General features: G+C 51.1%; 14 protein-coding genes. 12 read left to right on the plus strand and 2 right to left on the minus strand.

Features of this window, described 5'->3' with window-relative positions; translation table 11 throughout:
- The first annotated feature begins 32 nt into the window (after positions 1-32).
- From IEY46_RS32850 to IEY46_RS32885, 8 genes are all read left to right on the plus strand, one after another.
- Positions 33-1,103, plus strand: a complete 1,071-nt coding sequence (locus IEY46_RS32850) for an AI-2E family transporter (protein WP_188999647.1) — start codon at positions 33-35, stop codon at positions 1,101-1,103.
- Between the two features lie 58 nt (positions 1,104-1,161).
- Positions 1,162-1,815, plus strand: a complete 654-nt coding sequence (locus IEY46_RS32855) for a M48 family metallopeptidase (RefSeq protein ID WP_188999740.1) — start codon at positions 1,162-1,164, stop codon at positions 1,813-1,815.
- A gap of 39 nt (positions 1,816-1,854) precedes the next feature.
- Entirely contained in the window at positions 1,855-2,646 is a 792-nt protein-coding gene (locus IEY46_RS32860) for a helix-turn-helix domain-containing protein (protein WP_229750707.1), read from the plus strand.
- A 111-nt stretch (positions 2,647-2,757) separates the two neighbouring features.
- Positions 2,758-3,750: a Gfo/Idh/MocA family protein gene (locus IEY46_RS32865; protein ID WP_188999652.1), complete on the plus strand. Its 993-nt coding sequence runs from the start codon at positions 2,758-2,760 to the stop codon at positions 3,748-3,750.
- Positions 3,744-4,574 carry a sugar phosphate isomerase/epimerase family protein gene (locus tag IEY46_RS32870; protein WP_188999655.1) on the plus strand — a complete coding sequence of 277 codons (831 nt, stop codon included), beginning with the start codon at positions 3,744-3,746 and terminating at the stop codon, positions 4,572-4,574. The genes IEY46_RS32865 and IEY46_RS32870 overlap by 7 nt, the downstream gene beginning before the upstream one ends.
- 300 nt (positions 4,575-4,874) lie before the next feature.
- Entirely contained in the window at positions 4,875-5,696 is an 822-nt protein-coding gene (locus IEY46_RS32875; protein WP_188999657.1) for a phytanoyl-CoA dioxygenase family protein, read from the plus strand.
- Between the two features lie 229 nt (positions 5,697-5,925).
- Positions 5,926-6,870 (plus strand): serine O-acetyltransferase, encoded by a 945-nt coding sequence (locus IEY46_RS32880; protein ID WP_188999659.1) that lies wholly within the window; start codon positions 5,926-5,928, stop codon positions 6,868-6,870.
- A gap of 144 nt (positions 6,871-7,014) precedes the next feature.
- Positions 7,015-7,518, plus strand: coding sequence for a GNAT family N-acetyltransferase (locus IEY46_RS32885; protein ID WP_188999742.1), 504 nt, complete (start codon positions 7,015-7,017; stop codon positions 7,516-7,518).
- 57 nt (positions 7,519-7,575) lie between these two features.
- Here the strand turns inward: IEY46_RS32885 and IEY46_RS32890 are convergent, their stop codons facing one another.
- Positions 7,576-8,007 carry an Lrp/AsnC family transcriptional regulator gene (locus tag IEY46_RS32890; protein ID WP_188999744.1) on the minus strand — a complete coding sequence of 144 codons (432 nt, stop codon included), beginning with the start codon at positions 8,005-8,007 and terminating at the stop codon, positions 7,576-7,578.
- A gap of 126 nt (positions 8,008-8,133) precedes the next feature.
- On the opposite strand from IEY46_RS32890, the gene IEY46_RS32895 reads away from it, so the two are divergent.
- The gene (locus IEY46_RS32895) at positions 8,134-8,892 is read left to right on the plus strand and encodes an MBL fold metallo-hydrolase (protein ID WP_188999661.1); all 759 of its coding nucleotides are present in this window, start codon (positions 8,134-8,136) and stop codon (positions 8,890-8,892) included.
- 75 nt (positions 8,893-8,967) lie between these two features.
- Here the strand turns inward: IEY46_RS32895 and IEY46_RS32900 are convergent, their stop codons facing one another.
- Entirely contained in the window at positions 8,968-9,960 is a 993-nt protein-coding gene (locus tag IEY46_RS32900; protein ID WP_188999663.1) for a LacI family DNA-binding transcriptional regulator, read from the minus strand.
- A gap of 239 nt (positions 9,961-10,199) precedes the next feature.
- Between IEY46_RS32900 and IEY46_RS32905 the strand changes: the two genes are divergently transcribed.
- The 3 genes from IEY46_RS32905 to IEY46_RS32915 all read left to right on the plus strand — a co-directional run bounded on the left by IEY46_RS32905 (position 10,200) and on the right by IEY46_RS32915 (position 14,062).
- Entirely contained in the window at positions 10,200-11,474 is a 1,275-nt protein-coding gene (locus IEY46_RS32905) for a Gfo/Idh/MocA family protein (protein ID WP_188999665.1), read from the plus strand.
- 72 nt (positions 11,475-11,546) lie between these two features.
- Entirely contained in the window at positions 11,547-13,037 is a 1,491-nt protein-coding gene (locus tag IEY46_RS32910; protein ID WP_188999667.1) for an ABC transporter substrate-binding protein, read from the plus strand.
- A 95-nt stretch (positions 13,038-13,132) separates the two neighbouring features.
- Entirely contained in the window at positions 13,133-14,062 is a 930-nt protein-coding gene (locus IEY46_RS32915; protein ID WP_188999669.1) for a carbohydrate ABC transporter permease, read from the plus strand.
- The last annotated feature ends 23 nt before the right edge of the window (positions 14,063-14,085 follow it).

Raw genomic sequence — 14,085 nt, forward strand, 5'->3', positions numbered from 1 at the left:
GTGGTTATACCTAAATTGGAAGTGGTGAATACATGCCTCAAGGAAAGTATTTCAGATATGGCTACGGAATCATCATCATTCTAGTGATTATTTATTTAATGACGAAAGTGGATTTTCTATTAAATCCGATTGTAATCGTCTTTAAAACCCTGTTTCTCCCATTTGTGCTCGCGGGTCTTTTCTATTATTTATTGCGCCCGCTTGTCCATTTTCTCGTTCGCATGAAACTGAATCTGACTTTGAGCATTATGACTATTTTTATATTTCTGCTGGGACTAGTTGTTTTTGTCGTTCTAGAGATTGTACCAATCATTCAGGAACAATTAAACAATTTAGTTGCAAATCTTCCCCAGACCATCGAAGAAGCCAATAAGCAGATCCGGAATATTCCATGGCTCACGAAGGTTCTGAACCAGAATCAATTTGATTTGCCGACGAAACTATCCGAGTATGCCGCCAGCATTATATCGAATACCGGCTATGTTTTTAACAGTATAATGGGGTTCATTTCAAAGGTCGTTATTTTGTTATCTACGGTGCCTTTCATCTTGTACTATTTGTTGAAAAGCGGCGAGAAGGTCCCGGAGTTTATCCTTCGCCGATTGCCGTCTGAACAACGTGAGGAGGGGCACGAGACCCTGCGCGAGATGGATAGTGCTTTAAGCGCTTATGTCCAGGGCAAAATAATGATCAGCATCCTGCTGGGCATCCTTGTTTATATCGGCTACGCCATAATCGGACTGGAATATTCCTTGATCCTTGCGCTAACCGCAGCCGCGCTGAATGTCATTCCGTTTGTCGGCTATTTTATCGGCATTATTCCCAGCATTGTTGTCGCGTTTATCCATTCGCCCGGCATGCTTCTGAAGATGGTGATCGTTGTCGTCATTGCACAGCAAATAGAGAATAATTTCCTGTCGCCGCAAGTGATGGGCAAGAAGCTGGATGTGCATCCTTTAACGATTATTTTATTGCTGATTACCGTTGGTGCCTTCGGAGGTCTTCTCGGCATGTTCCTTACCGTTCCTCTCTATGTCCTGCTGAAGATCTTCGCCAGCCATTTCTACCGCTTCTATACCATCAGCAAGCTGAAAAAACCTTGAATGCAGTGAGCGGCAGGTGAAGCCGTGAATAAGTACTTATATGGAAACGATGGTGGCTATGAAAATTGAAATCGGCAGCGAGAGCATAGATGCCCATGTCCAATACGGAAAGGGCAAGAAAATGTCCATTCATATCGATGTGTCCGGTTTTATAACGGTTAAAGCACCTAAAGGCACAACCGATGAGAGGGTTCGGCAAACCGTGGAACAGCACGGGACATGGATACTGGAGAAAATCCGTAGTCTTGAGGAAGCCCGGTCGCTCCCCAAGGCCAGGGAATATCAGGACGAGGGAACGTTTCTTTATCTGGGGAAAACGTATTTGCTTCATGAGTTAATAGATACCGGGGAATTAAGCGAAGAGGAGCTTCGGCAACAACTCAAGAAATTTTATTTCGCCAGCTGCAAGAAGATTATTGGCGAACGAATCGAAGGGTATCAAACCCGGCTGAAGGTCAAACCAAAAAGCATCGAAATTGTAGAGTCGAAAACCAAATGGGGAAGCTGCAGCGCAAGCAAAATGCTCACGTTCAATTATCGGCTGGCCATGGCTCCGCTGGATGTCATCGATTATGTGATCATCCATGAGCTGTGCCATCTGACACATATGAACCATGACCGCTCCTTCTGGAGGCGTGTGGGAAGTATCATGCCTGATTACAAAGCGAAGCAGGAGTTTCTGGAACGGCATGGACAAGCGATGACCCTTTAAAGAATTGCAGATATGCATGTGCAAGGAGGATGCCGCCCAGTGCAAGCACCATTTCAAATTTTTAGCTTTATCGGCACGATGGACAGAGATTGGCAGGATTCGGGCTTTCATGAGCATGAAACGCTCGAAATCAGCCTGCTGATGGAAGGACGCGGCGTTTTCGAATGGCGGGAGGATAAGCTCACGCTGGAGGCTGGGCATGTGGTCATTGTGCCTTCCTATTTACCGCACCGGTTTGAAGGGGCGGGCAGGAACCGGTACGGGGTTATTCATTTAAACGGCATTCCGCCGGAAATGATGAAGCTGCTTGACGGCTGGGTCAAGGATGGCCTTCCAGCGGTCTTCACGCTGTCCCGGCTGGACAAGGAACGCTACGAGCGGCTGTTTCGCGAATGGCTGCGCATTAAGTCATCCCCGTTGAAAGAGATGCAGCGCAATTATGTTTCGTGGGCCGAGGTGCTTATCCTGTTTCTGGTGGAGCATATGCAGTCCGATCAGAGTGCGCTGACGATTACGAAGACCGCCGATTATATCCGGGAGAATTTGCACCAGGGCTTGCAGATATCCGATTTGGCAGTGCTGGCAGGCCTTACGGAATCGGGGTTCCGCAGACTTTTTGAACAAATCTACCATGTGAGCCCCAAACAATATCAGCAGCAGTGCCGGATGACGGAGGCGAAGTGGCTGCTTAGCTCTTCCCAGAACGATATGATGGAGATTTCCAGTCAATTGGGTTTTACCCGCCTGCATTCATTCTCCCAGTGGTTTAAACGAAGCGAAGGAATCTCACCATCCGAGTGGCGCAAAATGCAGCAGGTTAATTTTGGGTAGGCTTTGTGTAAATTGTCTATCGATTTCAATAAATACAATGTTACTCGAATGTTCTATTCTGTTGATAAGCTTGAGGGTTGATCTGAATTCGATGAGGAGAAGTGATAGGAAATGACGGTTAGAATCGGGTTTATCGGTGTTGGGGGAATTGCGGAACACCATATGGGAATCTTGAAGAAAGTGGACGATGCCCGCATCACAGCTGTATTTGACATTAACCAGGCGAGATCTGCGGAGATAGCTGACAAATACGGTGCCCTGTCGTTCGAAAGCGCCGAGCAGCTGATGGATTCGGGCGAGGTGGACGCTTTGTTCGTCTGTACGCCGCCATTTGCCCGGACGGGAATCGAAGAAGCGGCCGCCCGCAAAGGCATTCATTTGCTGGTGGAGAAGCCTCTTGGTTTAGGCATGGAGGATGTGCGCAAGAAGGAGCAGGCCATTCGCGAATCCGGGATCATCAACAGTTCCGGCTACTGCCTGCGTTATCAGGATATCGTAGCCCAGGCGAAGGAATATTTGGCCGGCAGGAAAATCGATTTGGTCATGTCGCACCGCTTCGGCGGTATGCCCGATGTCAGATGGTGGCGAATGCTGGAACAATCGGGCGGTCAATTGGTCGAGCAATCGACGCATCAGCTTGATTTGATCCGCTATTTGGCTGGTGAATTTAAGGAAGTGCAGGCCATCCACGTACAGAGACATATCCAGCAGATAGACCCTGAAGCGACGGCTTATGATGTGGGGACCGTTTCATTCGTGCTGGAGAGCGGTGCGATCGGCAACATCACCAGCACCTGTATCGCCAATTATGGTGGCCGCAGCGGTGTGGAATTCTACGGCCATGATTTCTTTGTGTCGATTGACGGCGCGACACTGCGTATTATTGACGCCCAGCAGGATACGACCGTCAAGTCCGAGGTTGACTTCTACCTAGAGCAGGACAAAGCGTTTGTGGAAGCGGTCCGCACGGGAAAACAGGAATTGCTGTTGTGCGACTATTCAGAAGCGGCGGATACCCTGGCCGTTACGCTGGCGGCGAATGAATCGGCAGCAACCCGTGCAGCTGTAAGCTTGACAGGCGGAAAGGAAAACTCCGTATGCTGAAATCGGTCAATCAATGGTGTTTCGCTGCAGATACGCCTCTGGAGAGAGTGCTGGAAGTCAGTAAGGATGCCGGGTATGACGCGGTCGAGTTGAATCTGTATGAGCCAGGCGGAATCGGCCTGACGATGGACACCACCGCAGCGCAAGCCGAGGAAGTGGGGCGGCTTGCCCGCAGTCACGGGCTGCAGCTTCGCAGCTTGTCCACCGGCTTGTTATGGGGACATCCGCTCTCATCGCCGGATGCCCAGGTGCGTGAGCAGGGCCGCCGGATAGTCGTGAAGCAGCTGGAGCTGGCCGAGCTGCTCGGCATCGACACGGTTCTGGTTGTACCGGGAGCGGTGAACAAAGATACGTCCTACGATCAATGTTATGAGCGGAGCCAGCGGGAGATGCTGATTCTGGCGCAGGAAGCCGAGAAACGCAAGGTCCGGATCGGCGTGGAAAATGTCTGGAACAAATTTCTGCTGTCGCCGCTGGAAATGGCCCGTTATGTGGACGAATGCCAATCGGATTATGTAGGCGTCTATTTCGATGTGGGCAATATTCTGTTGTACGGTTTTCCAGAACAGTGGATCCGGATCCTCGGCTCGCGGATATTCAAAATTCATGTCAAGGATTTCAAAACCGACGTTGGCAACGGAAGCGGATTCGTGTCGCTGCTCAGCGGCGACGTCGATTGGTCAGCCGTCCGCTCCGCACTCGGAGAAATCGGCTACACCGACACACTGACTGCAGAGCTTGGCATTTATAAATCCGATCCGCTTCAGTTGATTTACGATACAGCGCGCCATCTGGAAATCATTCTAGGCGGCAACGCCCGGTAGCACCACGGGGCGGCTGGATCGGGCCTTTTGAAGATAAGCAGCTGCATTCCGCAGCTGCTTTTTGTTCTAACAGGATTGCATGTAAAAGTTTACAGCACCACACTTGCTGCATCTCCGCCAAGACGCACCCGATTGGGGTACTGACGGGACACCAGGCCGCTATATCGAGAAAAATCAGGAAGAATGTATACCGAAAATAATAATAGTTGACATTTGTGGCGAGGTGCAATATATTTACTGGTGTTATAGCGCTTACATGGGAAATTAAAATTTAAATTTTTAGCAGGGAGTGAGCCTGAGATGCGATTATCCGCAGCCCAAATCGATTTTTTTGAAACATTCGGTTTTATTAAGCTTCCCCAGTTATTGCAAGACAGTGTGGACTGGATCACCGATGAGTTCACCAAGACATTTCCCGGTCAGAAGGAAATAACGCCGCATGACGGGATGAAACGGACATGTATTGCCCGGTTCATCGACCAGCGTGAGAAGATGAATACTTTACTGGACGATCCGAGAATTGAAGGCATTGGTGCATCGCTTTTAGGCGAGAATTTCAATTATATGGGCAGCGACGGCAATTATTATACCGGTGAATCCGGATGGCATCGCGATGGTTTCCATCATAAGTATAGACATATTAAAATCGCGTTCTATCTCGATCAGCTCGATGGGAACTCGGGGGCGCTCCGCGTTATTCCCGGCAGCCACCGGCTGGATGACCGGTTCGGTCAGGATCTCCAGGCCAAGATGCACCGGAGTCAGGAGCAATGGGAGCTCAAGGGCAGCGAGCTGCCGGCTGTCGTCCTTGATGTGACCCCGGGCGATATTCTCGTCTTCAACCATAATATGTTCCATGCCTCGTTCAATGGCGGTTCGAACCGCAGAATGTTCACTATTAATATGTGCGAGCGTTATCAAGAGGAGGATTTGCAGCAGCTCCGCGATTATATTGCAGGCGCAGCCCGGTTCTGGATTGACCGGTCCTACACGGATTTGATGATGAATACGGCAACGCCGGGCAGAATGGTTCACCTCGAACAGGTCATGGCGAACGACGGTCATCTGGCGGGACTGAGCGCCGAGATGCGCAGGACGATGCCGGAGCCGGCAAGGGGTTAACTTCCTGGCGGCCATGAGGCGCTCTTTCCTGTGGAACAGGGATCGCCTGCTGCCAGGCTTATCCAGTCCGATAAAGGATGGTTAGCGGATACGAATCTCCCTGCTTTACAATAGGAGCAATAGGGAATAAACTAAAGCGTAAGGGTTTTGCTGCGTATCCGCAGAAGCCCGTTACGCTTTTTTTTTGAGTGGATTCAGCCATGCATACGGCTATTGCAGAGGAGAAATCATGAGCCAATTATTTCATTCCAAGATTGACAGTCTGGTCACCGCTATTGTGGCCAGCCATAGGGAGCATCCCCAGACAATTTCGCTGGACTCGGTCGCGCTTCCCAACAGGGACGCCGTTATAGATATTATTCATCTGCTGAGGGGACTTCTGTTCCCGGGATATTTCGGCAAGCAGAATTTGAGCAATGCCACGATTGAATACCATATTGGCGACATGCTCATCAACATCCATGAGAAGCTTCATGAGCAGATGTGCGGCGTGCTGAGGCTTCAGGAGAGCCAGGACGGCGACAGATGCCCGGATATTGCCAAGAAGTCGGATGGAATTATACACGCCTTCCTGAGCAAAATCCCCGAGCTGCGGGATGTGCTGGCAACGGATGTACAGGCTGCTTTCGATGGCGATCCATCCGCCAAGGACACCAATGAAATTATATTCTCGTACCCGGGTATTCTCGCGGTCAGTATTTACCGGATGGCCCATGAATTATATCTGCTGTCCGTTCCTCTGCTCCCCAGGATTATGACGGAATATGCCCATAGCGTCACCGGAATCGATATTCATGCCGGTGCGTCGATTGGCCGTTATTTCTTCATTGACCATGGAACTGGAGTGGTGATCGGGGAGACGACCACGATCGGCGATCATGTGAAAATCTATCAGGGCGTTACCCTTGGGGCACTGTCAACCCGCGGCGGACAAACCCTGCGGGGCGTGAAACGCCATCCTACACTCGAAGACGAGGTAACGGTGTATTCCGGCGCTTCCATTCTGGGGGGAGAGACCGTTATCGGCAAAGGCGTGCTGATCGGCAGCAATGTATTTATTACCACTTCGGTTCCGGAGGGGACCCGAGTGAGCGTAAAGAACCCGGAATTGGTATTTAAAGGCCATACTCCGCGGGAGTTCGTTCAGGAGTTCACAGCCGACTGGGTCATTTAGCCCCCAAGCCTGCGGGCTGCGAAGCCTGTACATCACGGAGAGCGCATAAGAGATCAGGGGGAAATCCTTGATCTCTTTGCCGTGTCTGTTATGCATATCCAGATAGATGAAGGAGCGGATCAGCTGCAGATGAAGGATACCGGCATCGTGATTCTCGAAACCGAGCGATTGTTTCTTCGTTGTTATCAGGACGAGGATCTGCCTGCTCTACACGCCATCTTCTCGGAGCCGGGGATGATGAGCTTTTATCCGGCACCGTTCACGTGGAGCCAGACGCAGAGCTGGATTAAGCGCAATCAGACACGGTACGATAAGGACGGCTATGGATTATGGGCGGTCTGCCTGAAGGAAACGATGGCATGCATCGGCGATTGCGGCCTGGTTGCGCAGCACATCGAAGGCCATACAGAGGTGGAAATCGGCTATCACATCAAACAGGAGCAATGGTCGAAGGGTTACGCGACGGAAGCGGCCATGGCTTGCCGGGATTATGGGTTCGGGCCGCTAGAGCTTAAGAGACTGATCAGCATTATTCATCCCGGGAATACGGGCTCCATTCGTGTCGCGGAGAAGCTGGGATTGTCCTGGGAGAAAGACGTCGATATTTTCAATAATCGGCATCGTATTTATTCGGCCGTTAAGGGCTGAAGCATTTCATGATAGAGGGCAGAGGAGCAGGCCGGGCTGCTCCTCTTTTTTTGTCATTTATTTTAACTGGCCGATGGACAAGCTCAATTTGTAGTTGCCATACTTCAAAAGCTCGTCGAGAAAAACATTCAGATCTGCCGGCGAGCCGACACGAACCCTCATCCAATAACAGCCTTCGCCGCTTACGCGGTGCATTTCGATAATCCGATCGTTTTGGCTGACGAAGGATTGGAAAGGCTGATGGGCTGTGCCCGACTTCAAAAAAACCGTCACAAAGGCGTGGACCGACTGACCGATTTTGTCCGGATTCCAGCGCAGCGTATAGCCTTCGATGACGCCGAGCTCCTGCAGCTTTCGCACGCGGGCGCCGACGGCCTGGCCCGTCAAATGGACAAGCTGGCCGATTTCCTTGTTGGACTGGGAAGCATCCTTGATTAAGAAGCTCAGGATGCGCAGATCTATCTCGTCTATCGTATAGTTGCCGTTCATGGGGAATTTCCTTTCATCGTGAAAATGGAAGCCGTTATATCGTTTCGTCAAGCGGTATGCGCGTATTCATGCTCATCTTATAATTGTAACAGAACCACATCATAAAGGATAAGAGGTGCAAAGGCCATGAACATTCAATTGATCCGCCATGCCGCGCTATGGCTGGAATATGCGGGCGTTAAGCTGCTGATCGACCCTATGTTCAGCAATACCGGGGAGAATCCGCCGATTCCCGGTTCTGCGAACGAAAGGTGCAATCCGCTTGTTCCCCTGCCTTCGGGGATGGAGGCCTGGCTTCAACCCGATGCCGTGCTGGTGACGCATATGCACCCGGACCACTGGGATCAAGCGGCTGCGGCGGCACTGTCCAAATCGGTACCGGTTCTCTGCCAGCCGGGCGATGAGGAAACCATCAGGGATGCGGGTTTCACCTCGGTAACGGCAATCGATACGGCTCTGGCCTTTAAAGGCGTAACCATCGCCAGGACCGGGGGGCAGCACGGCACAGGTGAAATCGGGCAGAGAATGGGCCATGTATCCGGCTTTGTATTCAAGGCCGCTAACGAGCCGACGCTTTATGTGGCAGGGGACACGATCTGGTGCGGGGAAGTGAGCCGGGCCCTGGACGCCCACCGTCCGGCGTTCACGGTCGTCAATGCGGGCGGAGCGCGGTTTGCGGTTGGCGATCCCATCACCATGGATGTGGACGATGTAGTCAGTCTGGTCCAATATGCGCCCTATACGAAAGTAATCGCCGTGCATATGGATACGATCAATCATTGCCTGGTTACAAGAGCGGATTTGCAGAAGAGCCTTGAGGTCCGGGGATTGCTGGGCCAGGTCGCGATCCCGGGCGACGGGGAATGGATAACGGAAGCTCTCTGAATCTCTACCGAGCCGTAACGATCAAACGCCGTTTGACCTCCCTGAAGGGGATGGGCAACGGCGTTTTTGCGCGCATTATTTTTTTCTGTTCGGTGAAACGGTACCGCCTTCGTAACGCACGAATTCCGTAAAGCTGCAGAATCGTCCTTCCGCGCTGCGGTCATTAATGATATCGATCAACAGAGCAACCGTTTTGGCTTTTTCCGTTTCGGATACATAATAGGTTGTCAGCTGCGGGACACTGACCTTCACCAGGTCGGTATAGCCGGAACCGATCAGGCTAACGTCGTTTGGAACGGATACACCGGTGCTTTGAAGACGCTGCAAGACGCCGAATTGGATAATGGTATTGGAGCAAAAAGCGGCCGTGTAGTCCAGCTTCAGCATCTCCGCCCGCTTGCAGAGCTCATAACCGTTCTCCTCATTGCTGATTTGAATGAGCGAGCGGTCCAGAGTAATTCCGCTTGCTTCATGCGCTTCGCAGAAGCCTTCCAGGTCCCGCTGATGGATGCTGTAATCCAGGCTTCCCAGGAAGAACGCGATACGTGTATGACCGAGCGAGATTAAATATTGCGTGGCATCGAAAGCCAGCTTCCTGTCGTCAAAGGCGGCAACATTCAAGTCTTCGGATTTTTCAGGCAAAGGAAAACCATACAAAATGTAAGGGGATTGGGAGCGCCGGAACAACTCGATGAAGCTCTCGTCCACATCTCCGGAAACGATATAACCGTCGATTTCCTGACTATCCAGGTTCTTCTGCAGCTTATTCAATGAATCCGGGTTATTGGTAATATTCATGAAGACCAGTCCGTAATTAAAACGGCTGGCAGCCTGTTCGATAATATGCAAATCCGCCATATAACGCGGGTCATTTGCATCCCGGTCGTACAGAACGAAACAAAGCTTGGGAGAGACTTCAATGTCCCGGTAGCCCAGTTCTTTGGCGGCCTGCAGTATTTTGTTGCGGGTTTCAGTGGAGATGGTGCTGCTCGGCGTATTGTTCAAAACCAGAGAAACGGCTGTCCGTGAAATGCCGAGATGTTCCGCGATTTCTTTCTTTGTAACCATAGGGATTTCTCCTTTGTAAACACATTCATAACGATAGTTATATTATAGTCTGAAAAGGTGGAATCCGTCAATTTTTATGGGATGAGATCCATTTTTTAGAATCAATAATGAAAATGTAAGCCCTTTATGTGGGAATAATAACGTAAAAAAATGGATTGACACCGCGATATAACGATTGTTATTATTACCTTGAAATTAAGTTTACCGATGTATGCATGGAAAGGTGGGGCATTCAACATTTGCGACAAATCACCGCAATACTTATAGGGGCCGGTGCGAGAGGGAGATTCGTATATGGCGCCTATGCGATGAAACATCCGGAAGAAATGAAAATCGTCGCCGTTGCCGAACCGGATGAAGAACGAAGAATGCTTGCCAAAGCGGAATACGGTCTTTCATTCGATCAGCTGTACGATAGCTGGGAACAGGTTTTAGCCCTGCCGCAAGCAGCGGATATAGCCATAATTGCGTCACATGACCGAATGCATTACGGACCTGCAATGAAAGCAATCGAGAAGGGTTACGATATTCTTCTTGAGAAACCGATGTCTCCCTTTGCGGGAGAAGTGATCGATATGGCGAGAGCATCCCGGGAGCATAAGCGGCTGCTTGCGGTCTCCCATGTCCTGCGATATACGCCATTCTGGTCCAGAATCAAGGAAATGATCACAAGCGGTGAGATTGGTGAAATCGCTTCCGTTCAATTAAGCGAAAATGTCGGCTATTTCCATATGGCCCACAGCTTCGTCAGGGGCAGCTGGAGCAGGACGGAAGAGGCGAGCCCGATGATTCTGCAGAAATCCTGCCATGACATGGATATTCTGTCCTGGCTGATCGACAAACGCTGCTTGAAGGTCAGCTCTTACGGATCATTGCTGCATTTTCGTCCGGAGAACGCTCCGCAAGGGTCCACGCTCCGCTGCATGGATGGATGCGCAGTCGAGCGGGAATGTCCCTATTCCGCCGTTCGGATCTATGAAGAAGATGAAACGCATGAATGGTCGCGATTTATTACGAATGATTTAACGCCCAAAGGGATACATAATGCGCTGCATGAGGGGCCTTTCGGACGCTGCGTGTATCATTGCCAGAATGATGTGGTCGATCATCAGGTAGTCAACATGGAATTCGAGAACGGCACGACGGCATCGTTTACGATGTCCGGTTTCTCGCATGACATTTCCAGAACGGTTCAGATTATGGGCACGCGGGGCGAGATCAGAGGGTATATGGAGAGAAATGAGATTATGCTGTACCCGTTCGGCAAAGAAGCCGTTCACATTCCCGTTGACGCGGAAGCAGGCGGTCATGGGGGCGGAGACGAAGGACTGGTCCGGGAGTTTCTCAGGGAAGTCCGCAAGGGGAACAAGGGTGGCGGCCAGACGCTTACGTCGGCTGAGGTTTCCGTACAAAGCCATCTCATGGCTTTCGCAGCGGAGCAATCCAGGCTGGAGGGCGGAAGCTCGGTCATGATCACGGATATGAGCGCTCAAAAAACCTGTTCGGTTCGTTAACATCCGAATGCGAAGGTTTGGCCAGCTTCATATAGCATGAACGAAGAAGATAACGATTAGGGGGTCTCATCAATGAAAACGGTTAACCTGGTATTGCTGTCATTCGTTATGGTCGCTGTTCTGCTCGCCGGCTGCGGCGACAATAAGAAGAACGAACCGGCCGGTTCCGCAGGAAACAAAAATAATACGGGCTCGACTGCAGCGCCTGACGGCACGAATTCCTCAAGCGAAGCGGATGTTTATGCCGATAATGGGCTGCCTAAGAACGAGAAAGTGACACTGAAGATGGGCTTCTGGGAAAGCGGTTCCGGACGCGCCTGGATGGATCTGGCGGTGAAGAATTTCACGGAGAAATACCCGAACGTCAATTTCGATATTACGTCGACTCCGACGCTTGAAACGATTCTTGAACCGAAAATCGCGGCAGGCAACGACGAGGATATGTTCGATCTGTTTATTCCGCGTTTCCTCGCACCCGGCCAGCTTGACCGCTTGGCCCAATCCGGCCAGTTGGAGCCCCAGGATGATCTGTGGGACCGCGACGTACCCGGTGAAACCGGCAAAAAGCTGCGGTCGGTCATCTCCGACGATGCCTACGAGACCTCGCTTAGCGTTGGCTTCACGGCCCGTGTTCCGGTAAACGGTTATACGGCCGGATTATTTTTCGATCAGAAGCTGTTCGACGAAAAAGGCTGGAATAAAAGCCCCGCAACCTGGGACGAATTTACGGCGCTGCTTGATCAGATCAAAGCCGACGGCCTCATTCCGATTACATTCCCTGGCGTATACGCCGGTTATTTGACGGATTACGTATTTAATATCCTGCAGTTCGACCTGGCCAAAGCCAACGGCAAATTCGACGAATATTTGAAAAACTTCCGCAATTACGACGGGCCGCTGCTCACGACGGAAGAAAATAAGGAAGCCTGGAACCGGATGTACGAATTCGGCAAAAAAGGTTATTTCCCGGCAGGCGTAGCCGCATTGAACCATACGCAGTCCCAAATGCAGGTGCTGCAGCACAAAGCGGCCATGGTCTCCACCGGGGATTGGGTCGGCAACGAGATGAAAGACAGCACGCCCGAAGGGTTCACATGGGGTTTCATGGCCGTTCCTGCGGTCAATGATCCGAACCAGACCGTATTTGTCAACTCCGGTGTAGGGGATGCGTCCTTTGTCATTTGGAAAAACAAACCGGAGCTGCAGAAGAAATGGGCAAAGGAGTTTATACTCAGTCTGTATGACTTCAAGGTTCAGGAAGCGCTGGCATCGGAGGCTGGAACCTATCCGGGCAGACTGGATTTCGGTGAAGATCCGGCCCGCATTGCCAAGCTTCAACCTACCCAGAGAACCGTAATGGAGTATGCAACCAAGCATAGTGTGGAGTATATTTCGTACCGTCATACCTTCGGCTTGACGAGTCCCCAGAGCGGACAGGCGGAGAAGCTGCTAAGCGAGCTGATCACGGCGGTGGCGACAGGCAAGAAGGATCCTGTGCCTGTCCTTGAGAAAGCGGAGGCGCTCAAACAAGTGGCGATTGAGAAGGACCGTCCCAAACAATAAATATCCGGATGGTTGTGTGAGAAACATACACCATCATTAGGACCGGGGGGAGCCGATTCCTCCCGTTCCTTTATTCAAGAAAGGGGGAAGTCGCTTTGAATGCCGGCAACGAGGCGCGCAAGCGGTTGGGCTCCGATAAGGCCTCAAGACAGAAGACCGTTTTTTTGATCATTGCCATTGTTCCGTCCCTTCTTGGCTACCTGTTGTTCACCTTGTACCCCAATGTCATGTCGGTTTATTATTCGCTGCTGGATTGGGACGGTTTAAGCGGCGCTGTGTTTGTCGGCTTTGACAACTACAGCAATATGTTCAAGGATGATTTCGTCTGGCGCGCGCTTTACCATAACCTGCTGTATATGATTGTGGTGCCTGCGCTGACCGTGCTTATATCCCTGCTGCTGGCTTATTTGCTGAATAATAAATCGTATAAGGAAAATGCCGTCTACAAGGTGATTTATTTCTTTACCAACGTGCTTTCGACGGTCGTTGTGGCCCTGCTCTGGTCGTTTATTTTCGACGGAAGCTTCGGGATGCTCAACGGTGTTCTGAAGCTGTTTGGATTGAATATGAACGATTTCTATTGGCTGGGCGATACGAGTACCGCCATATGGGCGCTGGTGCTGCCGATGGTATGGGGCGGAGTCGGCTTGTATGTCGTTATTTTCATCAATGCGATGAGCTCCATTCCCGCTTCCCTCTATGAAGCGGCCGTTCTGGAGGGCGCACGGCCCATGACAATTTTATTTCGTATCACCATTCCGCTGATCCGCGGCGTTATCCGTGTGTGCGTCGTATTTGTCATCCTGGGGTCGCTGAAAGGATTTGAAATTATTATGGTCCTGACGAACGGCGGACCGGAAGGGGCAACCGACGTCATCGGCTTGTATATGTTTAATCTGGCTTTCGGCAAAGAATATCACAATTATGGGTACGCCTCTGCGATCGGCATGCTTCTGTTCGTGATTCTGGTCGGAGCCAAGCTGATCATCGACAAATTATATCCGGAAGAGCACGTGGAGTTTTAGAGCTCTGTCCGGTGAGCGGACGA

It is taken from the genome of Paenibacillus nasutitermitis (genome assembly GCF_014641075.1).
Taxonomy (GTDB): domain Bacteria; phylum Bacillota; class Bacilli; order Paenibacillales; family Paenibacillaceae; genus Paenibacillus_Z; species Paenibacillus_Z nasutitermitis.

Bases quoted from the DNA above. Each gene is read 5' to 3' on its own strand.
- IEY46_RS32875 (WP_188999657.1), top strand. From the start codon at position 4,875: ATGCGATTATCCGCAGCCCAAATCGATTTTTTTGAAACATTCGGTTTT.
- IEY46_RS32895 (WP_188999661.1), top strand. From the start codon at position 8,134: ATGAACATTCAATTGATCCGCCATGCCGCGCTATGGCTGGAATATGCG.
- IEY46_RS32910 (WP_188999667.1), top strand. From the start codon at position 11,547: ATGAAAACGGTTAACCTGGTATTGCTGTCATTCGTTATGGTCGCTGTT.
- IEY46_RS32880 (WP_188999659.1), top strand. From the start codon at position 5,926: ATGAGCCAATTATTTCATTCCAAGATTGACAGTCTGGTCACCGCTATT.
- IEY46_RS32890 (WP_188999744.1), bottom strand. From the start codon at position 8,007: ATGAACGGCAACTATACGATAGACGAGATAGATCTGCGCATCCTGAGC.
- IEY46_RS32870 (WP_188999655.1), top strand. From the start codon at position 3,744: ATGCTGAAATCGGTCAATCAATGGTGTTTCGCTGCAGATACGCCTCTG.
- IEY46_RS32850 (WP_188999647.1), top strand. From the start codon at position 33: ATGCCTCAAGGAAAGTATTTCAGATATGGCTACGGAATCATCATCATT.
- IEY46_RS32865 (WP_188999652.1), top strand. From the start codon at position 2,758: ATGACGGTTAGAATCGGGTTTATCGGTGTTGGGGGAATTGCGGAACAC.
- IEY46_RS32900 (WP_188999663.1), bottom strand. From the start codon at position 9,960: ATGGTTACAAAGAAAGAAATCGCGGAACATCTCGGCATTTCACGGACA.
- IEY46_RS32855 (WP_188999740.1), top strand. From the start codon at position 1,162: ATGAAAATTGAAATCGGCAGCGAGAGCATAGATGCCCATGTCCAATAC.